Origin of the sequence: Streptomyces sp. NPDC088746, assembly GCF_044751065.1 — a bacterium.
Lineage (GTDB): Bacteria > Actinomycetota > Actinomycetes > Streptomycetales > Streptomycetaceae > Streptomyces.
Window position 1 is genome coordinate 1,472,021 of record NZ_JBIVLA010000001.1, and the last position, 21,467, is coordinate 1,493,487.

Here is a 21,467-nt window from a genome sequence, read left to right on the forward strand (position 1 = left end):
TGTTGGACGCCGCAGGCCGCTCGATCCGAGGGTGGACACGTGCCTCATGAAACCGCCACCCCGGCCCCGCCCGCCCTCGCCCCCTCCAATCCCTACCTGCGACTCCTCGCCACCCCCGGAGCGCGCGCGTTCACCGCTGGCAATCTCCTCGCCCGGCTCCCTATGGGCATGTTCAGCGTCAGCGCCGTCATCATGATCGCCGGGGCGCACGGCTCGTACGCCCTGGCCGGGGCCGTCACCGCGACCGGACTGGCCGCGACCGCCGTGGTCGCCCCCTGGACGGCGCGCCTGGTCGACCGTTACGGGCAGGCCAGGATCGCCGTGCCCGCCACCGCGGTCGCCGTGCTCGGCTCGCTGTCCCTGGTCCTCTGCGTGCACTACGGCGCACCGGTCTGGACGCTCTTCGCCGCCTACGCCGCCACGGCCACCACCCCGAACACCGGCGGCATGTCACGGGCCCGTTGGGCCCATCTGCACCGGGGCGACCCGGCGGCCCTGCACACGGCGAACTCCTTCGAACAGGCCGCCGACGAGCTGTGCTTCATGCTCGGCCCGGTCCTCGCGGCGTCCCTGTGCGGGGCACTCTTCCCCGAGGCCGGCACGCTCACCGGCGCGATCCTGCTCATGACCGGCGTCCTGGTCTTCGCCGCGCAGCGCGCGACCGAACCGCCGGTGGCCCCCCGCGCATGGGCGGCCTCTCCGCTGCGCACCCCGGGCATCCCCGCCCTGCTCGCCGTCTTCCTGGCGACGGGGGCGGTCTTCGGGGCGATGGAGGTCGTCTCGATCGCCCACGCCGGAGGCGCGATCCTCGCACTCCAGGCCGGCGGCTCCTGCGTCGCCGGGCTGCTGTACGGGTCGCTGCGCCCGGCGGCGGCCGTCGGACGGCGGCTGCTGCTCTGCCTGACCGGGATGACCGTACTGATGTCGCTCCCCCTGATCGCCGCGGCCACGACCGACTCGCTGCTCGTCCTGGCGGGCTGCCTGCTGCTCGCAGGGGCGGCGACGGCGCCCACCATGGTCACCGGCATGACGCTGATCCAGCGGCTCACCCCGCAGGCGCAGCTCAACGAGGGCATGACGCTCGCCGTCACCGCGCTGCTGGGCGGCATAGCGGCGGGGTCCGCGGCGGGCGGCTGGACGGTGGAGCACGCCGGGACGGTGAGCGGTTACGCGGCACCGGTGTGCGCGGCGGCCCTCGCCCTGGCCGTGGCGTCCGCGGGAACACGCAAGGCCTGAAGGGGACCACGTAAAAAACGAGGACTCCGAGAAAACGAGGACCCCGCTGCCAGGGGCAGCGGGGTCCTCGTTCACATGGGAATTGTGGAGATGGCGGGAATCGAACCCGCGTCCAACGGTGCGGAACCAGGGCTTCTCCGAGTGCAGTTCGCTACGCTTTTCTCGGCCCCGGAGGTCACGCGAACAAGCCTCCGACAGGCCCAGTCACTGTTTGATTTCCTTCCAAGCCCCGTGACCGGGCTTAGAAGTTTAGATCCCTAGTTGATGCCAGGATCCGGGTCGGGATCAACCCCGGGCTGACACTCCGCAGAGTCTTCGCTAGCTGCTAATTAGGCAGCGAGGGCGAAGGCGGAGGAATCGCGCTTGGAATTGGCGATTATTGTTTGCGACATATGGTTTACGAGATCATTGCCGCTTCCTCGACTCGCTTCCCCTGCTTCGACATCCGCTGTCGAAACCGATCATCCCCATGTTGTTTTTTCAACTACGCACACCCTCTGTGGGGTGCACGGCCCATCGTACGTGACCAACGCACGCGGATGCCACTGTATTCCGGCGGCTCCGGGGGGCGGGGCCCCGGCCACGCGCCGCGCCGGTCCGGCTACGCGCTGCGCTGACGCCTGCGGGCCGCTGAGATCGCGCGGTTCGTCTCCCGCGTGTCCTGCTTCTCGCGCAGCGTCTGGCGCTTGTCGTACTCCTTCTTGCCCTTCGCGAGCGCGATCTCGACCTTGACGCGGCTGTCCTTGAAGTACAGCGCGAGCGGCACGATCGTGTGGCCCGTCTCCTGCGACTTGGACGCCAGCTTGTCGATCTCGGCCCTGTGCAGGAGCAGCTTGCGCTTGCGCTTGGCCGCGTGGTTGGTCCAGGTGCCCTGCACGTACTCGGGGACGTGGATGTTGTGCAGCCACGCCTCCCCGTCGTCGATCTGGACGAAGCCGTCGACCAGCGACGCCCTGCCCATCCGCAGCGACTTGACCTCCGTGCCCATGAGCACGAGACCGCACTCGTAGGTGTCGAGGACGTGGTAGTCGTGCCGCGCCTTCTTGTTCTGCGCAATCATCTTGCGCCCGGTGTCTTTTTCCTTGGCCATAGTGCGGTCATTTTCGCACTACGACCCACCCCCGAGGCCACTCAATACTGTTTCGCCCCGCTGCTGGGCCTCCGGACCCGCCCCGACGTCCGGCGAGATGCCGCTCCCCTCGACGGTGCGGCCCGCCGGGGTCCGGTACTGCCCGACGGTCAGCTCGGCCACCGAACCGCCCGGGAGCTTGCTCGGCAGCTGCACGGAGCCCTTGCCGAAGGTGCGTGACCCCACGGTCACCGCCCTCCCCCGGTCCTGCAGCGCCCCGGTCAGCAGCTCGGCGGCGCTCATCGTGCCGCCGTCCACCAGGACGACCACGGGCCGGCCGGTGTCCCCGCCGGGCTCGGCGTACAGGGCGTGCTGCTCACCGTGCACGTCGTACGTGGCGACGAGCCCGCCGTCCAGGAAGGCCGAGGAGGCGGTCACGGCCTCGCTGACCAGGCCGCCCGCGTTGGCCCGGAGGTCCAGGAGGATCCCGGCGTCCCCGGGCGCCTCGTCCACGGCGTCGCGGACCGCGGTGCCGGTGCCCTTGGTGAACGCGGCGACCTTGATCAGGACAGCGGCGGAGGGGTCCGGGCCCAGGCGCCGGACGCTCACCGGATCCGTGCTGAGCCTGGCCCTGCGCAGGGTCGTGGTCCAGGAGTGCCCGCCCCGGCTCAGCCCGAGGACCACGGAGGAGCCTTCCGCCGCCTTCGTGCGGTCCCCGCGCAGCTGCGCGACCACTTCGGCGACGGGGCGCTTCTCGACCGGACGGCCGTCCACGGTGCGCAGCAGGTCGCCCTTGCGGACCCCTGCCCGGTCCGCCGGTCCACCGGACCGGACCCCGGTCACGGTGACGTCGCCACGGGCCGAGCGGCGGGCGGAGATCCCCACCCCGGTGTACGAGCCGTCGAGGGCCTGCTCGAACTCCTCGTACTCCCGCTCGTCGTAGACCGCGCCCCAGCGGTCACCGCTGCGGCTGACGACCTCCTCGGCGGCGTCCGCACCGGACTTGCCGTCGGCCTCCGCTTCGGCGACCGCGTCCGCGATCTCCTCGCGGTCCACGGGACCGACGGTGGACGACACCGCACGGGCCTCTATGTCCGTGCCCGCACCGTCCTCACGGGGCAGGGACCCGGTGGCCGCGGCAGTGGCCAGCACGCTCGCGAAAACCAGCGTCAGGGCCGCCCCGCGGCGGAGACCGCGGGGTTTCAAATGGTACGTAAGGCCCGGCATGTGGCCGAGTGTAGGACAACGCCCCGGCCGCACACGGTCCGTTGGCCGCATGCGGGACGGGGCGCTCGTCACACCTTGAGGTACTTGCGCAACGCGAAGAGGGCGGCAACCGCGGGCATCAGCAACCCGATCGCGAGGACCAGCGGAAGCTTCGTGAGAACCGCTTCCCAGCCGATGAAGTCGATCAGGTTCAGCTTCTCCTGGAGCGCCAGTCCGCCGTCGATCAGGAAGTACCGCGCCGCTATCAGGATCACGCAGGCGAGCAGCCCGCCGATCAGGCCGGCGAAGGCGGCCTCCATGATGAACGGCATCTGGATGTAGAAGCCCGAGGCCCCCACCAGCCGCATGATGCCCGTCTCACGTCTCCGGCTGAACGCCGAGACGCGGACGGTGTTCACGATGAGCATCAGCGCAATGACCAGCATCAGCCCCATCAGGAAGATCGCGGCCACGTTCATGCCGTTCATCAGCCCGAAGAGGTTGTCCAGGATGCTCCGCTGGTCCTGGACGGACTGCACCCCGTCACGGCCCGCGAAGGCCGTCGCGACGACCTTGTACTTCTGCGGGTCCTTCAGCTTGACGCGGAACGACTCCTGCATCTGGTCCGGCGTGATGTTGCCGGCCATCGGCGAGTCGCCGAACTGCTCCTGGTAGTGCTTGTACGCCTGGTCGACCGTCTCGAAGAGGACCGGCTTCTCGACGGCCTCCATCTTCTCCAGGTCGGCCTTGATCTCCTTCTTCTGCTCGGCCGTGACGGCGCCCTTGGCGCACTTGGGCACGTCCTTGGCGTCGTTCTTGTTGCAGAGGAAGATCGAGACGTTGACCTTGTCGTACCAGTAGGTCTTCATCGAGCTGACCTGCTCGCGCATCAACAGCGCACCGCCGAACAGGGCGAGCGAGAGGGCGACGGAGATCACGACCGCGAAGGTCATCGTGAGGTTACGACGAAGACCGACGCCGATCTCCGACAGGACGAACTGGGCGCGCATGGCGTCCTTTCAGTACTCGATGCTCAGTGCTGGTAGCCGTAGACGCCACGCGCCTGGTCACGGACGAGACGGCCCTGCTCGAGCTCGATGACGCGCTTGCGCATCTGGTCGACGATGTTCTGGTCGTGGGTCGCCATGATCACGGTGGTGCCGGTCCGGTTGATCCGGTCCAGCAGCTTCATGATGCCCACGGAGGTCTGCGGGTCGAGGTTGCCGGTCGGCTCGTCCGCGATCAGCAGCATGGGGCGGTTGACGAACGCCCGCGCGATCGCGACACGTTGCTGCTCACCACCGGAGAGCTGACCGGGCATGCGGTCCTCCTTGCCCCCGAGGCCCACGAGGTCGAGAACCTGCGGCACTGCCTTGCGGATCTCACCGCGCGGCTTGCCGATGACCTCCTGCGCGAAGGCCACGTTCTCGGCGACGGTCTTGTTGGGGAGGAGCCGGAAGTCCTGGAAGACCGTGCCCAGCTGGCGGCGCATCTGCGGCACCTTCCAGTTGGACAGCCGCGCGAGGTCCTTGCCGAGCACATGGACCATGCCCTGACTGGCGCGCTCCTCGCGGAGGATGAGCCGCATGAAGGTGGACTTGCCGGAGCCGGAGGAGCCCACCAGGAAGACGAACTCGCCCTTCTCGATGTCGAGTGAGACGTCCCGGAGAGCTGGACGGCTCTGCTTCGGGTAGGTCTTGGAGACGTTGTCGAATCGGATCACGGATGCACCACGGTCGGCCGGGAGTAGGTGAGCGTGACCATACGCGAACCGGACTCACGCGTGCAGTCGGCGTCCGGCAATGGGCGTTATGTGACGGAACGCGACGGCGCACGAACCGGGGCGTGCCGGACCTGTACCCGTGAGCCGCGCCGAAACCCCCGCGACCTGGCAGAGTGGTAGGGGGAACGGTTGGGTTCCCCGGAGCGTTGTGCGGAGAGAAAGCGTAGGCGGCTCCGCCGCGCGGGAGGAGGAAAGCGCATGACCTATGACCGACTGGTATGCGCGAACTGCGCGGCTCCCGTGAGCGAGGGCCGGTGCAGCGTCTGCCGGGCGAGCCGGGAGCGCATGCAGGAGGACGGCCCGTTCGCAGGGCTGAACCCCGCGATGCTGATCGCCCTGATGGTGATCCTTACGGCCGCCCTGGCACTGCTCGTGCACCAGGCCGTGTGACCGGGCGGTCACACCCGGCCACGCACCCTTCTCACCCCTCTCCCGCGAGCACCCGCGGTAGCACCTGTTCCAGCAGCTCGGCGGCCCGCACCTTGCCCGTCGGGCTGTACGGGATCGACGCGACCGGCAGCACATGGGCGGGCAGGCAGGGCACCCGGCCGGCGCAGGCGGCCCGGACGGCCCGCAGGCCCCCCGGCTCACGCTCCGCGGAGACCGGGACGAAGGGCACCACCAGCGCGTCACCGAGCGTGGGCAGGTCGACACGGAGGGCCACCGTGTCCCGCACGCAGGGCAGGTCCATCAGGTCGTACTCGAGACCGAAGACGTTCACATCCAGCGGCGCCGTCTCGTCCACCTTGGAGACACCGTCCGTACGGCCGGTGAGTTCGAGGTGGCCCTGTGCGTCGAGCACCCCGCTGTCGCCGGTGAGCAGGAAGCGCCGCGGTCCGTCGCCGTCGCCCGGGTCGAGGTCCAGGAACACGGGCTGCGCGTTGGCGTAGTCGTCCATGAGCTGGTAGCTCGCGATGGCGACACGGCCCCGCACGCCCGGCGGGAGCAGATGCCCCTGGGAATCGACCACCGCGAGGGTGCTGCCCTCCCAGGCCCTACCGGCCCTGCCGGGGACGGTGTGCAGCTCGTCCGGGGTGATCAGGGTGTTCAGACCGGTCTCGGTGGTGCCGTAGTACAGGTGCAGCACCGGCCCGAGGCGCTCCCAGGCCCTCCCGATCAGCCACCGGTTGAGCTGCCGCCCGCCGGAGAGCACGAACCGCAGCCGGGACGTGGCGGCCAGGTCCTCGGAGGCGGGGTGCGAGACCAGGGAGGCGAGAACCGGCGGAACCATCAGGGTGGTGGTGACGCCCTCCGTCCGGATCAGCCGGGCCATGTCCGCCCCGTCCCCCTCCGGGCACAGGACGATCCTGCCGCCGAGCGCCAGGAAGACCCGCGCCCAGCCGGGCCCCGAGGAGTGGTAGAGCGGGACCGTCACCAGGTGCACGTCGTCCGGGCCGAACGCGAATTGGTCGACCAGCGCGGTGAGCCGGCGTTCCTCGAAGGAGAAGTTCCGGATCACCATCTTGGGCGTACCGCTCGTACCCGAGGTGAAGCAGTACGTCGCGAACGGCTGTTCCACCGGCTTCACTTCGCGTGGGCGGGTGGCCGCCAGGGAGGCGTACGTCGGGGCGCCCTCGGTGGAGCCGTCCAGGTGGACGGTGAGCACGTCGTCACGGCCGAGGTCGGGTACGCCCGCGCTCTCCAGGAGCGGCCGGCACCTGGTGGTGCTGATCAGCACGGTGGGCCGCAGTTGCTCCAGGGCGCGCGCCGTCGCCTCGGGGGACGCGGTGTGGTCGAGGCCGACGCAGGGGATGTTGAGGCTCGCACAGGCGGCCATGACGACGACCAGCTGCCAGCTGTTCTCGGCGACGAACGCCGCCCGGGCCGGGCGCCCGGGAGGCAGGGCCGCGTGCAGTCCGGCCGTCACACGGGCCGTCCGTTCCTCGAACTGCTGCCAGGTCAGGCGGTCCGGGCCGTCGACGATCGCTGTGTCGTCCGGGCGCCGGGCGGCGTTCCTGCGAATGTCCGCGAGTTTGAGCATCTGTTCACTCCGTATCCGCTGTGGCCGCCGTGTCCGCCGTTCCGCCGAGGGGGGCGACCGCCGTTGTGCGTCCCTGGCGCAGCGTGTAGATCTCGACCCCGCTGGTGCGCAGCGCGTCGAGCTCGCCGCGGGTCCGGTCCGAGAGCTTCTCGCCGGGCACGGTGATCGGGATGCCCGGCGGGTACGCGATGATGAAGTGTTCGGCGACATCCCCCGCCAGGGCCTCCGAAGCGGCCCGGTAGGTGCGCTGGACGGTCCGCAGGGCGTCCAGCAGCCGCAGGAGTATCCCCTCGTCGACGCCGATGTGGACGTGGAAGACGACGGCGTCGCCGCTCTCCCGCGCGACGTACAGGGCGTACTCGTCGAACAGGATGCGGCGGAACTCCGCCGCGGTGATGCCCAGCGCGCCTATGTCCACCAGGACGCGGGTGGGGTCGTCGTGGACCAGCAGGCCCGGTTCGCCCAGATGTCCCTCGGGTCCGAGCGTGCGGTAGGCCGAGAGCCGGGGGTCCGTCCGGATCTCGGTGCGCAGGGTCCTGGCCAGGTTCAGCGAGCGGTCCAGGAGCGCCTCGCCCTCCACCTCCGCCTGCAGTCGGGCCAGGTCGAGGCTGGCCAGCACGGGCCAGCTCGGCGAGGTGGTGTGGTACTGGAACAGCGTCTGGGCGATCCGCTCCTGCATCTCGCCGTCGCCCATCAGATGCAGGTACGAGCCCTGCCGCAGCGCCGACATGGACTTGTGCGCGGAGTGGGTGACCGCGACGGTCATCGGCAGCCCGGGATCGGACTCGCGCAGCTGCCTCACCGCCTCCAGGGCGGTCAGCGGCTGGAGCCGCGGATGGTAGCGGTGGACGGCTCCCCAGGCCTCGTCGACCAGGACGGACACGGCGGGGTGCAGTTCGGCCAGGGCGCTCAGCAGCGCCGGCATGTCGTAGCGGACACCGTCGTAGGAGACGGCGGACAGCACGACCGTGTCGTACGGCACGCCTTCGGCGACGGCGAGGGCGAACATGTCGAGCAGCTGCCGCAGATCGGCGAAGGTCCGCGGGCAGTCGGCGCAGCACCGGCGCATCGGCGCGTACTCCGTCGTGGCGTTCATGTCGCCGAGCGCGAAGTGCACGGACTGGTGGCAGCTGCGGTCCGCGAGCACCCGGCCGCCGGGCGGCACGAGGGCGCCGAGCGCGACCCGGTTGGCGGTGCTGGTCCCGGCGGACAGGAAGACGGTGGAGTCCGCGCCGAAGCTCGCCGCCGCGAGCTGCTGCGCGGCGCGCAGCGGTCCGCGCGGCCGGAAGAACGAGTCGAGCATCGTGCCGCTGTACGACACCTCCGAGGCGAGTTGCGCCTGCCCGAACAGCGCTTCGTAGACATCACGGATCTTCGAGTTCCTGATGGAACCCCCGTGCGACAGGGGAAGGGCGTGGAACGAGGCGATGTCCCGACGGGCGACGGAGAGCACCGCCTCGGCGAGCGGTGCACCGCTCGCCGAGGCGGGCAGGGCCCCGGGCCCCGGACGTACAGCGGTACCGCTGCCGGCTTCTGGCATGGCAGTGCTCCAGGAGGTGAGGGAACACCCGCGAGGGTGCCGTGGACCCACTCTGCGTAGCCCCGCCGGGGTGTGACAGGGCCGCGTCCCGGCCCCGTCAGATGCGGGTGACTTCGTCAGGTGTTCCGTCACTTGCTCCGTCACCTCGGCGGCGGGAGTGGTGGTCACGCCACACCCTCCCGGGGCGCACATCGGGGGTTCGGGACCGCGGAGCGCGGGGGTGGTGGTGGTCCGCCCACCATCACCGGGAGCGATCTGGTGCCCGGCGCACCTCGTCCGCCACCCCCTTCAGGGGCCACCGTTGACGTATGAGTGGAGACCTGGAACAGACCAAGGATGTGTTCGCCGGATTCCCGGACGGCGCCGAGCCGTCCGATGTGGTCTCCGAACTCGCCGCCGCGGTGTTCTCCGCCTCGCTGCGGAGGAGGGACCAGCGCGCGAAGGGGGAGCAGTACCTGCGCGGGCTGCTGACCGTGGGCGGGCGCAAGACCATGCGCAACATCGCGTCCCTCGTGGGAGGTTCGGCTGCCGAGCAGAGCCTCCAGCACTTCATCTCCAGCTCCACCTGGGACTGGGCGCCGGTCCGGGAGGCGCTGGCCGGCTATGTGCAGCGGACCGTGCCGCCCCAGGCGTGGGTGCTGCAGCAGATGTCCATCCCCAAGGCGGGTGACCAGTCGGTGGGGGTGACCGCGGGTCCGGCGGCGAGCGGGGAGGCGCCCGGACAGCGGGCCTTCGGCCTGTGGTTCGCCTCGGAGGAGATGAGCGTCCCGGTCAACTGGCGGCTGCATCTGCCGGAGTACTGGCTGCAGGACAGCTCCAGGCGCCGGCGCGCGGACATTCCCGCGGAGACCGTCGCGGAGTCGCCGGACGAGTGCGCGGTCGCGACGGTCCTGGAGACGATGAACCGCTGGCCGGTGCCGCGCAGGCCGCTGCTGCTGAACGCCTGCGGGCACGACCTCCCCATGCTGATGCGGGAGTTCGGCGACTCCGGCGTCCCCGTACTGGCCAGGATCGGGCCGTCGAGCCGGCTGGCCGTGGCCGATCCGGCACTCCCCGGCTACGGCGCCGGCGCGGTGTCCGCACAGCAGATCGTCGAGGCGGTCAAGGGCCTGCGCCACGCGGTGCGCCGGGACGGTTCGGGCGCGCTGGTCGTCGCCGTGCCGGTGGCGTTCGCGCAGCGGGCGCCGTTCGCCCGGACCGTCGTGCCGGGGCGGGGGCAGCGCAGTCTGCTGCTGCTCGGGGTGTGGAACGATCCGCTGCGGCCGGCCGGTGAGCTGCTGCTCACCGACATGACGCAGGCCCCCGTGCCCGCGCTCCTGCGGATGAGCAGGCTCGCCCGCCGCGTCTCGCGGGACTTCACCGAGGTCGGGGAGCGGGTCGGGCTGCGGGACTTCGAGGGCCGCTCCTTCCGCGGCTGGCACCGGCACATCACCCTGGCCTCCGTCGCCCACGCGGCGGCGCTGCTGGGCGGGACGGGCTGGGGCGAGAACACGCTGCGGGCGCCTTTCCCGGTCGCCGCGCACACCCCGGTCACGATGCCCCACCAGACCTGGTCACGGGACCATCCGCACTCCACGGGGCCCACGCTGGTGCCTTCCGTCCCCTCCGTTCCCGGGCAGGTCCGCACGGTCCGGCCGGGGCGCGTGCCCACCCCCTATGTCGCGGGCGCCTCGGCGTGAGGCGGCGCACCGCCCTTGCGGAGCGTGTGCCGGGCGCGGTGCAGCCGTAGGGCGAGCTGGACCTCCAGGGCGCGCACGGGCTCCTGCCAGCCCGTGCCCAGGAGATCGGTGATGCGCTCCAGCCGCCGCGAGACGGTGTTGGGGTGCACGTGCAGGCTCTCGGCCGCGCGGGTGGGGCTGCTCCCGGCGGCGAAGTAGGCCTCGAGGGTGCGCACCAGCTCGGTGCACTGCTGGGTGTCGTAGTCCAGCACGGGCCCGATGGTGAACGCGATGAAGGCGACGGTGTCCGGCTGCTCCGACAGGAGCATGCCGAGAAAGCCCAGCTCCTGCGGCGACGCGGTGGCCCCGTCACCCCCCAGCGCGGTCAGCGCGTCCAGGCAGCGCCGCGCCTCCTGGTACGTCTGGACGATCGTCACGGCGCTGGTGATCGGCCCGGCCGCGCCCGCCGTCACCGGATGGCCGAGGACCGAGGACAGCTCGCTCGACACCGCGCGCGCCGCCGCCCCCGGGTCGGTGCCCGGCAGCAGGAGGACGATGCATCCGCCGTCCGTGGTCTTCAGGCCGGAGAGCCGGTAGGCGTACGAGGACGCCCACACGACGGCCTTGCCCTGCGCCCCGCCCTCCGGGCGTGCCACCACGGCCACATGAGGCTCCGTCAGGTCCACGGCGAGTCTCCGGGCCCGCTCGGCGAGCTGATCCGGTGTGTAGCGCGAGGAGCTGAGCAGCTCGTGGAAGAGCTGGTCACGCATGTGCCCTTCGGCGGCTGCCGCGCTGCGCTGCACCTGCAGCTGTACGGCGACGGCCTGGGCGACGATCCTCAGCAGCTGGGCGGTGATGTCGGTGGCCGCCTCCCGCGGTTCGAAGACGAGGGTGGCGAGGATCTCGTCGCCCGCGGCCGCGGGGCAGCACCAGAGGCCCTCGGCCGACCGGATCGGGGCCCGCTCGGTGTGCGCGTCGAGGACCGTCTTCAGCAGCGCGTCCTCGTCGAGGGCGGTGACCGCACCGGTGGCCGCCAGGTCGCGCCCGGCCACGTCACGCACCAGCAGGGCGCCGTCGAGGGCCCCGGCAGCGGCGGCGGTGAGCTCGTGCAGGTCACGGCCGCGCAGCACGAGGTCGATCAAGCGGCTCTGGGTCTCACGGAGATGGCGGGCCGCCGAGAAGAAGTCCATGGCACGGGAGGAGTCGAGCTCCAGCTCGGATATCTCGTCCCTGGCCTGGGCGAGGAGCCGGGCCTTCTTGATCGCCACGGAGACCAGGTCGCCGAGCGACGACATCTGGGTGATCTCGTCGGGCGCGAAGTGGCGCACCTTCCGGTCGGCGACGTACAGCGCCCCGAAGACGTGGTCGCCGTCGTGCAGCGGCACGGACATCAGGGCCCTCAGCCCCTCGGCACGCACCACGTCGTCGATCGCCCCGGAGTGCGGGAAGCCGTCGTCGTCCAGGTAGTCGGGTGACCAGAACGGGATGGACTGCGACCCGGACCGGTTGCCGAGACCGCCGGTCCCGGGGATGCGGAAGCCCACGGTGATCGCGGAGGCGTGCCCGTCGGCGGCCCGGACGTACGAACAGTCCTCGGCCGGATCGTGGAAGCTGATCCACGACATGTCGAGGTTGAGCAGCAACCGGGCGCGGCGGGTGATGACCTTGAGCAGCACGTCGAGCTCGTAGGGCAGGGTCAGTTCCCTCGCGGTGTCGACCAGCGCGGCGAGCCCCGCCTCGCGCTGGTGCCGGCGGGCGAAGAGACTGTGGATGTCCAGGGCGAGGCCCCTCGCCCGGTCGAGCAGCGCGGCCGACTCGGTGTCCGCGGGGTCGGGCAGCGCGGTGCGGATCACTTCCTCGAAGCGCTCCGGGGGTGCTTCCGCCGCCAGTAACTCGAACAGCCTGAACAGAGCCTCACGTACTGAAGGGTCCTCGCTCGGCAATGGTCGTTCCCTCCCCCAGGGCCGCCCCAGGGTCTCCGGGACGTAGGACCGCGAACATCCTTCCGTGAACCTAAAACCTGTGAGCTGGTTCGGTCAACCGTCCCAGGGCGGAAGTCAAGCCCCTGGTCAGAGCGGGTCGAGGGTGACCGGGTCACCGCCGCGGGCCCCGAGGGCCCGGAACACCTCCGTCATGTCGATGCCCACCTCGTCGAGGGCCGCGAGGGCGGCCCGCCCCGCGTCGTCCGCCTTCAGCAGCGTGTCGCCGTTCGGCACCCCGTGGGCCACGGCCTCCTCCAGCACTTCCACGGACACCGCCTGCGCGGTCCGCCACCCCACCAGTGCGGTCAGCCGGTGCGGCAGGGGCGCCGTCCACACCAGCCGGGGCGGCCGCGCACCGGCGGCGCGGAGCACCCGCCACCACTCGTCGCCCAGCCGCTCCTCACGCGTCCGGAACGCCAGCCTGGCGACCGCCAGCGCCGCCGTGCCCCGATGCCGCAGGGCCTCCGGCGACGCCAGCCGGGCCAGCCGGGCGTCGACCTCCGCGTCGATCTCCCCCACCGGCACCGAGATGACGGCGGCCAGCCGGCGCAGGCTCAGCCCCCCGGCGAGCGCCAGCTCCAGTCCGCTGAAGTACGCGTCCATGGCGTCGACACAGCTGTCCAGCGAGCGGACGGGCGACACGTCGACACCGAGCCCGGCGGCGACCGTCGCGGTGACCGCCCGGAGACCGGGGCCGTCGGGCGCGATGCGCACCAGCAGATTGGGCCTGTCCACCGCGAGGCTCGTCTCGCGGTCCACGGCGGCGGACACCAGTCCGGCGTCGCCGTCCGCCGCCTCGTACACCCACAGGAGCGCGTCGCAGGCCTCGCGTACGGCGTCGGCGGACCCGGAGGCGGAGAGAAGACCGCTGAAGTTCCCGTCCTCGGCGAACCTGCGCAGCCGGGCCGGTGCGAAGGGTGCCGACGCGTCTTCCGCCAGCCAGCCGGCCACGCCTTCGGCGGCCAGTTGCCGCAACAGCGCGGCTGCCAATGGGCTGATCATGGGAGCCGAGATTAGAGGAGCCCGCGCCCATGCGACAGCCGCGCTCCCGCTCTCCGTCAAGTCCTCCGTTCTTCCGTCACGTCCGCCGTTCTCCGTCAGTCCCGCAGCGCACAGTTGACTTATTCCGGGGCAGTTGACGGAATTCCTCCCCGCCCTTTGCCGCCTCGCCACGGGAACGGGATGTTCGTTGCGGTCACCGGCCCGGTGCCCGACGAGACGAGAGGACCGCAATGCCTGCAACCATTTCCGTACCGCAGTGCCTCGTGTGCGACACGGACTTCGACATCCAGGACGACTGGGAGCGGGGCGAGATAACCGAGTGCGGCGCCTGCGGGCAGGAGCACGAGATCGTCGAGAAGGATGACGCCGTCGTACGCGTCGCCCTGGCCCCCGAGGTCGAAGAGGACTGGGGCGAGTGACCGACGCCCCCGAGGTACTGCTCTCGGTCACCATGCTGCGGCCGGACGAGAAGCTCCTCCTCAACGCACTGCGCGAAGAGGGACTGAACGTCCGGCCGCTGCTGGCGGAGGACCTCGCCGAGGTGGTGTCGGGGGTGACGCCCCCGCCCGCCTTCGCGGTGATCCGCAACCTGTCCCACCGCGAGGCGGTCGGGGTCGCCCGACGACTCGAATTCACCGGCGTGACGGCCCTCAACCGTGCCGCCACCATCGAGACCTGCAACGACAAGGGCCTCCAGGCCCTGCTGTTCGCCCGGCACGGCATTCCGCACCCGGTGTCCCGCCACACCTTCAGCTACGACCAGGTGCGCAGGACCGTGACGGAGCTCGGCCTGCCCGCCGTCATCAAGCCCGTCAGCGGTTCCTGGGGGCGCGGGGTCACCAAGGTGACCGACACGGACTGCCTGGAGGCGTGGGTCGGCGGACGCGAGTCGGCGGACGCCGGCGGCAAGCTGTTCCCCGTCCTGGTGCAGCAGTACATCGACAAGCCGGGCCACGACCTCCGGGTCGTGGTGGTGGGGCGCACCCCCGTGGTCGCCATCCAGCGGGTCTCGGACAACTGGCGCACCAACACGCACCTGGGCGCCCGGATCGAACGGCTGGAGATCACCGGTCCGATCGAGAAGCTCTGTGCGCAAGTCGTCGACGCGCTGGGCGAGGGCTTCTACGGAATCGATCTCATCGAGGATCTCGCCACCGGCGAGCTCCTGGTCCTCGAAGTGAACGCGAATCCCGACTTCGCCCGTTCGTCCGCCGTACACGGCGTGAACGTGGCAGGCCATCTGGCCGCGTACATCGCGGAACTGTGCAGCGACACCACGCTTCCCGCGGCCGCGTGACACGAAGGAAGACAGATCTCATGGAACCGTTCGACACAGCCACCGTGCTCACCCGGGTGATGACCTCCGGTGTGGTCATGAGCATCGAGAAGAGCGACCGCGAACTGCCCGGCCTGGAACGCCTGCTGACCAAGCGGACCGGGCGCGCGCACGCCGTGCTCGTCAACAGCCGCAGCGCAGCCGTGCACGCGGCGCTCGCCGGTCAGGGCATCGGGCACGGAGACACCGTCAGCGTGCCCGAACTGTCCCCCAAGGACGCCGCGTTCCTGAACTGGCTCGGCGTCGGCGTGGCGGAGGAGCCGGGTCCCGCCGTCTTCGAGCACATCTCGCTGGACGCCGGCCGGGCCCACCTGCTCGACGAGCAGGCCCGGGCCCTGCGGGCACCGGCCCTGGTCGTCGACCTCACCGGTCTCGGCTTCGGCCCCGCCGCCGCTGTACTGACCGACGACCGCACCGTCTGGGCACGCGCCGAGCGGCTCAAGATCTTCGGCGCCTACGACCTGCGCACGATGTGGACGCAGGAGGAGTCGGAGGCGGACCTGATCCCCGGCGTGCAGTTCAACTACCGGCTGAGCCCGCTCGTAGCGGCCTGCGCCCGCATGGCCCTCAGCCAGGCCGTGCGTCCCCTCACCACCGGAGCCACGTCATGATCACCGACTTTCCCTCCGCCCCGCTTCCGCTGCCCTCCGCCGAGGAGCTCACCTCGGAGCTGGCCGCCCTCGGCGGCGAGGCGCTGATCCCCAAGGAGCTGCGCCGCACGCTCTTCCCGATCATCACCAAGGAGGACGTCTTCAACCTGATGCTCTCCCAGCGGAGAGCGCCCGAGAAGGTCGTCGCCGACTTCGCCGAGGCCTACCGCGCCTACGTGGGCGCGGAGTACGCGCTGCCCACCGCGAGCGGCACCTCCAGCCTGCACCTGGCCCTCGTCGGCGCCGGCGTGCGGCCGGGCGACGAGGTCATCGTCCCGGCGTTCACCTTCATCGCCACCGCGCAGGCCGTCGTCGCCGCCCACGCCATACCGGTGTTCGTCGACATCGACCCGCGGACGTACTGCATGGACCCCGCGGCGGCTGCGGCAGCGGTCACGGACCGGACCCGCGCCATCATGCCCGTACACGTGCACGGCCTGCCGGCAGATGTGCCCGCGCTGCGCGCCCTCGCCGACAAGCACGGCATCGCGCTCGTCGAGGACGCCTCGCACGCCCACTCGGCCGGCATCGGCGGCCGTATCGCCGGATCGTTCGGCGACGCCGCCGGACAGAGCCTGATGGCCGACAAGAACTTCCCGCTCGGCGGCGAGGGCGGTATCGCCTTCTTCGCCACCGAGGAGGCCCACCGACGCGCCTCCGACTACACCGTGCGCAACGGCATCGACTACGAGATGTCGTGGGTCGCCGCGGCGTTCGGCCACAGCCAGCTGGAGCGCCTGCCGTACTACGACGAGGTACGGGCCCGCAACGCGCGCCTGATCGCGCAGACCATCGACGCCACCGGATTCTTCCGGGCGCCGTACGTCCCCGAGGGCCATGTCCACGCCTACAACATGTACCGGATCACCCTGGTGCCCGAGGCCATCGGTCTGGAGGACCTCCCGGTGTGGGCGGTCAAGGAGGCGGTGCACGAACTGCTCGTCGCCGAGGGCGTGCCGGCCCGCGAGTGGCAGAACACCCCGATCCCCTGCCACCTGCCGTTCGTACACCGTGCGGGCTTCGGCAACGGCTACCCGTTCACGCTGAACCCGGGTGCGGTACGCGACCACAGGCCCGAGGACTTCCCGGCGACCCTCGCCATGCTCGACTCGACCCTCGTCCTCTGCCGCGAGCTGCGCTCACCGGTCGAGTACGAGCGGGCGCTGCGCTACGCGGACGCCTTCACCAAGGTCGCCCGGCGCCCGGACGCCATCCGCAAGCTCGTCGAGGCCGGCGACTACCGCCGTCCCTATGAGAAGGCGGCCCGCCTTGGCTGAGCAGACGACCTTCCAGAGCACGTTCTCCGACGGGAAGATCCGCGTCGCCGTGATCGGCGCGAGCGGCTACACCGGCGGCGAAGTCATCCGGCTGCTCCTCAACCACCCCCATGTGGAACTCGCGTTCCTGTCCGCCGAGCGCGGTGCGGGCAAGCAGGTGGGCGCCGTCCACCCGTGGCTGCGCAACCATCCGCGGCTCGCCGGCATCAAGCTGCGTCCGCTGGACCAGCTGGGCGAGGTCGACGTGGCGATCACCTGCCTGCCCACCGGCGCCCTGCCCGAGCGGCTCCCGCGGATCGCGGACCGCGCGAAGTACGTGCTCAACCTGGCCGGGGACTTCCGGCTCGACAACCCGCAGGAGCTGGCGAAGCACTACCCGGCATCGGTGGCCCATCCGCCGGCCGACGCCTTCGACTACTTCGTACCGGACCTGTCGGAGTCCCTGCCGGAGGGCAGGTTCATCAACCTGCCCGGCTGCATGGCCGTCGCGACGGTCTACGCGCTGTACCCCCTCTTCGCCGAGGACCTCGCCGAACAGGACGTGGTCGTCGACGCGAAGACCGGCTCCACCGGCGGCGGCCGCGGCGGCTCCGAGCAGCCGGCGGAGCGCTCCGGGAACTTCCGGGTCCACAAGCTGCACGGGCACCGGCATCTGCCGGAGATCACCCAGGCGTTGAAGCACTTCACCGGTACGGCACCCGAGCTGCGCTTCTCCACGCACAGCCTCGACGTGCCGCGGGGCATCCTGATCTCGGCGTACAGCCGGCTCAAGGACGGCGTCAGCCCGCTCGACGTCAAGCGCGCCTACGCCAAGGCGTACACGGGCAAGGCGTTCGTGCGGGTGCGTCCGTCGCCGAAGGCCCCGCAGGACTTCCCGATGCTCAAGGCCGTCGTCGGCTCGAACATCGCCGAGGTCGCGGTCTCCGTCGAGGGGAACCAGTGCGTGTCCATCTCCGCCATCGACAATCTCATCAAGGGCGCGGCCGGCCAGGCCGTCCAGGCGATGAACCTGGCCCTCGGCTACACCGAGTGGACCGGTCTCAGCTGCGCGGCGGTGGCGCCGTGACCCGCCCCCTGTACGTGGTCAAGGTCGGCAGCGCCACCCTCGACCGCGGCACCATCCACACCGAACTGGCCGCACTCGTCGGCCGCGGCGCCCGTCTGCTGCTGGTCGCGGGGGGTGCGGTCGGCATCGAGCGGCACTACGCCGCCCTCGGCCGGCCGATGCCCGAACTGCGGCTCGCCAACGGCGACGCGGTGCGCTACTGCCCGCCCGCCGAGATGACGCACCTGGTCGACGCCTACGAGCGGGTCACCCTGCCCGCCGTCGAGGACGGCCTGCGCGCGCTCGGTCTCGACGTCTTCACCGCGGTCGCCGCACGCGGCGGCCTGGTCACCGGCCGCGCCAACCGGCCGCTGAAGACGGTGAGCCCCGAGGGCCGCACCCGGGTGGTCCGCGACCACCGGGCAGGCGTACCGGTCGAGGCGGACACCGCCCGGCTGAAGGCGCTGCTGGAGGCGTACGACGTGGTGTGCCTCTCCGCTCCGGTACGTGACCGGGACGGCGGGGCCCCGCTGAACGTGGACGCCGACGTGCTCGCCGCCGCCCTGTCCAACGCGCTGGGCGCCGACCACCTGCGCCTGGTCACCGGCACCGCGGGGCTGCTCACCGACCCCTCGGACCCGGCCTCTACGCTGCCCCACGCGCACCAGGGCGAAGCCGCCCGGTACGCGGGCGGCAGGATGCGGCAGAAGGTGCGCGCCGCCGAGATGGCACTGGAGGGCGGCAGCGCCGACATCGCCATCACCGGGCCGCACACGCTGGCCGACCCGGCCGGCTGGACCCGCTTCTGGCGCGGCACCGCCCCGGAGACGGACCTGACGCTGCTCGGCCGTGCGGTCGGGGTCCCGTCGGTCTCCGGGGACGAGCACGAACTGGCCGCCTACCTGGTCGACTGGTGCACCGAGCGGGGCATCATCGACGCCAAGATCGACGCCGCCGGGAACCTGGTCGCCACCAAGGGCGCCGGGGACCGGGGCCTGCTGCTGCTCGGCCATCTGGACACCGTTCCGCACCACTGGCCCGCCGAGTGGCGCGAGGGCGAACTGCACGGCCGCGGCAGCGTGGACGCCAAGGGCAGCCTGGCCGCCTTCCTGGAGGTGCTGGCCACCGCCGAGGTCCCCGCCGACGGCAGGCTGCGGGTGGTGGGCGCGGTCGAGGAGGAGATCTCCTCCTCGAAGGGCGCCTTCCACGCCCGCGACCACTACCCGGCCGACGCCGTCGTCATCGGCGAGCCCAGTGGCAGCGACAAGCTGACGCTCGGCTACTACGGCCTGTTCAAGCTGCGGGTCACGGCCTGGGTCGACAGCGGTCACTCGGCCGGCATGGACGCCGTCTCCGCCCCCGACACACTGATCCGCGCCGTCGAGTCCATCAGGACCTCGGTGCTGGAGCAGGCCCCGGACGCCCTCAGCGCCGTCATCGACGTCCGCTGCGAGACCGGCCGGGAGCGGCACCGCGCCGTCGGCATCCTCAACTTCCGGGTACCGCCGGGCGCCGACCTCGACGCCCTGCGCACGGCCGCACTCTCGCACGGCGACGACGCCCTGGAGATCGCGGTGGAGCGGGCCACCCCCGGCCACAGCGGGGGCCGCACGAGCTCCCTGGTGAAGGTCTTCTCCCGCGCCTTCGGCCAGGCCGGCATCCGGCCGAGGTTCGTGGTCAAGAAGGGCACCTCCGACATGAACACCCTCGCCACCACCTGGCGCGGGGTGCCGATGGTCGCGTACGGCCCCGGCGACTCCGCGCTCGACCACACCGACGAGGAGCGCATCGGCGCCGAGGAGTACCGCACCGCGCGGTCGCTCCTGGCCGACGCGGTGGCCCGCTGGTTCGCCCTGCCGGAAGGGAGCCGATGATGACCGTACTGACCGACACCCTGGACTCCGCCGACACGGCGGACACCGTGGGCGCCCCCGACGCCGGCCACATCCTGCTGGCCGAGCGGGCGCTGGAGGCCCGCGGGCTCGTCGTCGACATGGCGGCGAGTCCGCGCGGCTGCCACCTCGGCGGCAGCCTCTCCGTGCTGGACATCCTGATCGCGGCGCTGCACCGGGCCTCGTCCGGGGACGGCACCGAGGTCGTCCTCAGCAAGGGCCACGCCGCCGCGGGGCTGTACGCGGCGCTGTACGTGAACGGCGTCCTGCCCGAGAACCCGGCGCCGCTGTACGGCATGGCCGGCCACCCGTACACCGGGCATCCCGGACCCAAGGTCCCCGGTGTGCGGTTCCCGACCGGGAGCCTCGGACACGGTGTGCCGTACGCGGCCGGCTGGGCGATGTCCCGCAGACTCGGCGGGAAGCCGGGTCTCGGCATCGCCGTGACGGGCGACGGCGAACTGCAGGAAGGCCTCGTCTGGGAGACCTGCCAGGTCGCGGCCGCCCAGCGGCTGGGCAACTTCGTGCTGGTCGTCGACCGCAACGGCGGCCAGAACGACGGCATGGTCGCGGACGTCTCGCCCCTGCCGCGGCTCGCCGAGCGCTTCGCCGCCTTCGGATTCGAGACGGCCGAGGTGGACGGTCACGATCTCACCGCCCTCACCGAGGTGCTGTCCGGCGACCGTTCGGACGCCACCCGGCCGCTCGCGGTCGTCGCCGACACGGTGAAGGGCAAGGGCGTGCCCGCCGTGGAGGGCAAGGCCGCCTCCCACTACGTCACCATCGACGCGGCGCGCGCCGCCAAGTGGAAGCGAGCGATCCGATGACGGCGACGATCACGGAGCCCCGCGCGGCGCTCCCGGGCCGGGACGCCTACCGCGACGAGCTCACCAGGATCGCCGAGGAGGACCCCTGGGTGGTCTGCCTGGAGGCGGACCTCGGCGGCAAGAACCACCCGTTCCAACGGGCCCATCCCGACCGGTTCTTCAACCTGGGCATCGCCGAGGGCGCCATGGTCGACATGGCCGCCGGGCTGGCGGTGGGCGGCTACCGGCCGTTCGTCTCCACCTTCGCGCCGTTCGCGGCGCTCAGGGCGGCGGAGAGCCTCAAGCTGACGCTGGGCTATCTGAACGCGGGGGTCACCGTCGTCGCACCGTACGCCGGTGTCTCCGGGGCCTGGTTCGGCACGACGCACCACTGCCTGGAGGACCTGGCGGTCCTGCGCAGCGTGCCCGGCGTGACCATCGCGGCGCCGTACGGCGAGGCCGAGATGCGGGCGGTCGTACGCGCGGCGGCCCGGTCGGGGAAGCCGCACTACATCCGCACCGGACGCAACGCGGCGTACACCTCCCTGCCCGGCCAGGACGGCGAACTCGCGCCGGTCGCCTGGGACTCCACCGGTTCGAGCGGCGAACCCTGCCTGGTCTCCGTGGGCGAGGAGGGCACCCGCCTCGCCCTGGAAGCACGGGAGCGGCACCCTGAGCTCGCCCACGCCCACCTCGTGTACCTGGACCACGACAACCTGACCCGGGCGGCCGCCGAACTGGCCCGGAGCCACAGCCGGTTCGTGGTCGTCGAGGAGCACCGGCGCGAGGGCGGTGCCGCCGAGGCCCTGGCGCTGCTGATGCCCCGGTGCGAGGTCGTGGGCGTGAACGCGGGCCACTCCTGGCCGGCCGAGGGCGGCGACCACCACGAGGTGATGGCCCGGCTCGGACTGGATCTGCCCGCCGTCCTCTCCGCCGCGGCCGAGCTGCGCGGGCCCGGTCACTAGGGCCTCTCCGGAACTCCCCGAATCCCTTCGAAACTAAGG

19 protein-coding genes and 1 other RNA gene are annotated in these 21,467 nt (G+C 71.5%); 11 read left to right on the forward strand and 9 right to left on the reverse strand.

Features of this window, described 5'->3' with window-relative positions:
- Positions 1–39 precede the first annotated feature (39 nt).
- Positions 40–1,236, forward strand: coding sequence for an MFS transporter (locus ACIP63_RS06960; protein ID WP_401512112.1), 1,197 nt, complete (start codon positions 40–42; stop codon positions 1,234–1,236).
- An 82-nt stretch (positions 1,237–1,318) separates the two neighbouring features.
- Here ACIP63_RS06960 and ssrA read toward each other — a convergent pair.
- The 5 genes from ssrA to ftsE all read right to left on the reverse strand — a co-directional run bounded on the left by ssrA (position 1,319) and on the right by ftsE (position 5,234).
- Positions 1,319–1,705: a transfer-messenger RNA gene (gene ssrA, locus ACIP63_RS06965) on the reverse strand.
- A 132-nt stretch (positions 1,706–1,837) separates the two neighbouring features.
- A complete protein-coding gene (gene smpB, locus ACIP63_RS06970) occupies positions 1,838–2,326 on the reverse strand; it encodes an SsrA-binding protein SmpB (RefSeq protein ID WP_401512113.1) in 489 nt (162 codons plus the stop codon).
- Positions 2,327–2,344: 18 nt separating this feature from the next.
- Positions 2,345–3,532, reverse strand: a complete 1,188-nt coding sequence (locus tag ACIP63_RS06975) for a S41 family peptidase (RefSeq protein ID WP_401512114.1) — start codon at positions 3,530–3,532, stop codon at positions 2,345–2,347.
- A gap of 68 nt (positions 3,533–3,600) precedes the next feature.
- The gene (gene ftsX, locus ACIP63_RS06980; RefSeq protein ID WP_356708698.1) at positions 3,601–4,521 is read right to left on the reverse strand and encodes a permease-like cell division protein FtsX; all 921 of its coding nucleotides are present in this window, start codon (positions 4,519–4,521) and stop codon (positions 3,601–3,603) included.
- A 23-nt stretch (positions 4,522–4,544) separates the two neighbouring features.
- On the reverse strand, positions 4,545–5,234 hold the full coding sequence (gene ftsE, locus ACIP63_RS06985; RefSeq protein WP_031100680.1) for a cell division ATP-binding protein FtsE: 690 nt from the start codon (positions 5,232–5,234) through the stop codon (positions 4,545–4,547).
- A 258-nt stretch (positions 5,235–5,492) separates the two neighbouring features.
- Here ftsE and ACIP63_RS06990 point away from each other — a divergent pair, with 258 nt between their 5' ends.
- On the forward strand, positions 5,493–5,684 hold the full coding sequence (locus tag ACIP63_RS06990) for a hypothetical protein (RefSeq protein ID WP_104786324.1): 192 nt from the start codon (positions 5,493–5,495) through the stop codon (positions 5,682–5,684).
- Between the two features lie 31 nt (positions 5,685–5,715).
- On the opposite strand, the gene ACIP63_RS06995 is transcribed toward ACIP63_RS06990, so the two are convergent.
- Both ACIP63_RS06995 and ACIP63_RS07000 read right to left on the reverse strand, forming a co-directional pair.
- Positions 5,716–7,275 carry a class I adenylate-forming enzyme family protein gene (locus ACIP63_RS06995; protein ID WP_401512117.1) on the reverse strand — a complete coding sequence of 520 codons (1,560 nt, stop codon included), beginning with the start codon at positions 7,273–7,275 and terminating at the stop codon, positions 5,716–5,718.
- Positions 7,276–7,279: 4 nt separating this feature from the next.
- Positions 7,280–8,815 (reverse strand): arginine decarboxylase, encoded by a 1,536-nt coding sequence (locus tag ACIP63_RS07000; protein WP_401512119.1) that lies wholly within the window; start codon positions 8,813–8,815, stop codon positions 7,280–7,282.
- 308 nt (positions 8,816–9,123) lie between these two features.
- Between ACIP63_RS07000 and ACIP63_RS07005 the strand changes: the two genes are divergently transcribed.
- Entirely contained in the window at positions 9,124–10,494 is a 1,371-nt protein-coding gene (locus ACIP63_RS07005; RefSeq protein WP_401512121.1) for an IS701 family transposase, read from the forward strand.
- On the opposite strand, the gene ACIP63_RS07010 is transcribed toward ACIP63_RS07005, so the two are convergent.
- Together ACIP63_RS07010 and ACIP63_RS07015 are read right to left on the reverse strand one after the other, a co-directional pair.
- A complete protein-coding gene (locus ACIP63_RS07010) occupies positions 10,470–12,416 on the reverse strand; it encodes a helix-turn-helix domain-containing protein (protein WP_401512122.1) in 1,947 nt (648 codons plus the stop codon). The two genes, ACIP63_RS07005 and ACIP63_RS07010, sit on opposite strands and share 25 nt — an antisense overlap.
- Positions 12,417–12,542: 126 nt before the next feature.
- Complete coding sequence (locus ACIP63_RS07015) at positions 12,543–13,457, reverse strand: hypothetical protein (RefSeq protein ID WP_401512124.1); 915 nt, start codon at positions 13,455–13,457, stop codon at positions 12,543–12,545.
- Positions 13,458–13,687: 230 nt separating this feature from the next.
- Between ACIP63_RS07015 and ACIP63_RS07020 the strand changes: the two genes are divergently transcribed.
- The 8 genes from ACIP63_RS07020 to ACIP63_RS07055 are packed head-to-tail and all read left to right on the forward strand — an operon-like array spanning position 13,688 to position 21,428.
- Positions 13,688–13,876: a lysine biosynthesis protein LysW gene (locus ACIP63_RS07020; protein WP_104786329.1), complete on the forward strand. Its 189-nt coding sequence runs from the start codon at positions 13,688–13,690 to the stop codon at positions 13,874–13,876.
- On the forward strand, positions 13,873–14,754 hold the full coding sequence (locus tag ACIP63_RS07025) for a RimK family alpha-L-glutamate ligase (RefSeq protein ID WP_401512126.1): 882 nt from the start codon (positions 13,873–13,875) through the stop codon (positions 14,752–14,754). Before ACIP63_RS07020 ends, ACIP63_RS07025 begins: the two co-directional genes overlap by 4 nt.
- 20 nt (positions 14,755–14,774) lie before the next feature.
- Positions 14,775–15,404, forward strand: a complete 630-nt coding sequence (locus tag ACIP63_RS07030; RefSeq protein ID WP_401512128.1) for a DegT/DnrJ/EryC1/StrS family aminotransferase — start codon at positions 14,775–14,777, stop codon at positions 15,402–15,404.
- Positions 15,401–16,720 (forward strand): DegT/DnrJ/EryC1/StrS family aminotransferase, encoded by a 1,320-nt coding sequence (locus ACIP63_RS07035; protein WP_401512129.1) that lies wholly within the window; start codon positions 15,401–15,403, stop codon positions 16,718–16,720. Before ACIP63_RS07030 ends, ACIP63_RS07035 begins: the two co-directional genes overlap by 4 nt.
- On the forward strand, positions 16,713–17,786 hold the full coding sequence (argC, locus tag ACIP63_RS07040; protein ID WP_401512131.1) for an N-acetyl-gamma-glutamyl-phosphate reductase: 1,074 nt from the start codon (positions 16,713–16,715) through the stop codon (positions 17,784–17,786). The genes ACIP63_RS07035 and argC overlap by 8 nt, the downstream gene beginning before the upstream one ends.
- Positions 17,783–19,639 (forward strand): M20/M25/M40 family metallo-hydrolase, encoded by a 1,857-nt coding sequence (locus ACIP63_RS07045; protein WP_401512132.1) that lies wholly within the window; start codon positions 17,783–17,785, stop codon positions 19,637–19,639. The genes argC and ACIP63_RS07045 overlap by 4 nt, the downstream gene beginning before the upstream one ends.
- Complete coding sequence (locus ACIP63_RS07050; protein WP_401512133.1) at positions 19,639–20,484, forward strand: thiamine pyrophosphate-dependent enzyme; 846 nt, start codon at positions 19,639–19,641, stop codon at positions 20,482–20,484. Before ACIP63_RS07045 ends, ACIP63_RS07050 begins: the two co-directional genes overlap by 1 nt.
- Positions 20,481–21,428 carry a transketolase family protein gene (locus tag ACIP63_RS07055; RefSeq protein WP_401512135.1) on the forward strand — a complete coding sequence of 316 codons (948 nt, stop codon included), beginning with the start codon at positions 20,481–20,483 and terminating at the stop codon, positions 21,426–21,428. The genes ACIP63_RS07050 and ACIP63_RS07055 overlap by 4 nt, the downstream gene beginning before the upstream one ends.
- The last annotated feature ends 39 nt before the right edge of the window (positions 21,429–21,467 follow it).

What these genes read in the sequence shown, in the direction of transcription:
- ACIP63_RS06995 (WP_401512117.1), bottom strand. Translation starts at nt 7,275, where the DNA reads ATGCTCAAACTCGCGGACATTCGCAGGAACGCCGCCCGGCGCCCGGAC.
- ACIP63_RS06990 (WP_104786324.1), top strand. Translation starts at nt 5,493, where the DNA reads ATGACCTATGACCGACTGGTATGCGCGAACTGCGCGGCTCCCGTGAGC.
- ACIP63_RS07055 (WP_401512135.1), top strand. Translation starts at nt 20,481, where the DNA reads ATGACGGCGACGATCACGGAGCCCCGCGCGGCGCTCCCGGGCCGGGAC.
- ACIP63_RS06975 (WP_401512114.1), bottom strand. Translation starts at nt 3,532, where the DNA reads ATGCCGGGCCTTACGTACCATTTGAAACCCCGCGGTCTCCGCCGCGGG.
- ACIP63_RS07000 (WP_401512119.1), bottom strand. Translation starts at nt 8,815, where the DNA reads ATGCCAGAAGCCGGCAGCGGTACCGCTGTACGTCCGGGGCCCGGGGCC.
- ACIP63_RS07030 (WP_401512128.1), top strand. Translation starts at nt 14,775, where the DNA reads ATGGAACCGTTCGACACAGCCACCGTGCTCACCCGGGTGATGACCTCC.
- ACIP63_RS07050 (WP_401512133.1), top strand. Translation starts at nt 19,639, where the DNA reads ATGACCGTACTGACCGACACCCTGGACTCCGCCGACACGGCGGACACC.
- ACIP63_RS07005 (WP_401512121.1), top strand. Translation starts at nt 9,124, where the DNA reads ATGAGTGGAGACCTGGAACAGACCAAGGATGTGTTCGCCGGATTCCCG.
- ACIP63_RS07020 (WP_104786329.1), top strand. Translation starts at nt 13,688, where the DNA reads ATGCCTGCAACCATTTCCGTACCGCAGTGCCTCGTGTGCGACACGGAC.
- ACIP63_RS07035 (WP_401512129.1), top strand. Translation starts at nt 15,401, where the DNA reads ATGATCACCGACTTTCCCTCCGCCCCGCTTCCGCTGCCCTCCGCCGAG.
- ACIP63_RS07015 (WP_401512124.1), bottom strand. Translation starts at nt 13,457, where the DNA reads ATGATCAGCCCATTGGCAGCCGCGCTGTTGCGGCAACTGGCCGCCGAA.
- ftsX (WP_356708698.1), bottom strand. Translation starts at nt 4,521, where the DNA reads ATGCGCGCCCAGTTCGTCCTGTCGGAGATCGGCGTCGGTCTTCGTCGT.
- smpB (WP_401512113.1), bottom strand. Translation starts at nt 2,326, where the DNA reads ATGGCCAAGGAAAAAGACACCGGGCGCAAGATGATTGCGCAGAACAAG.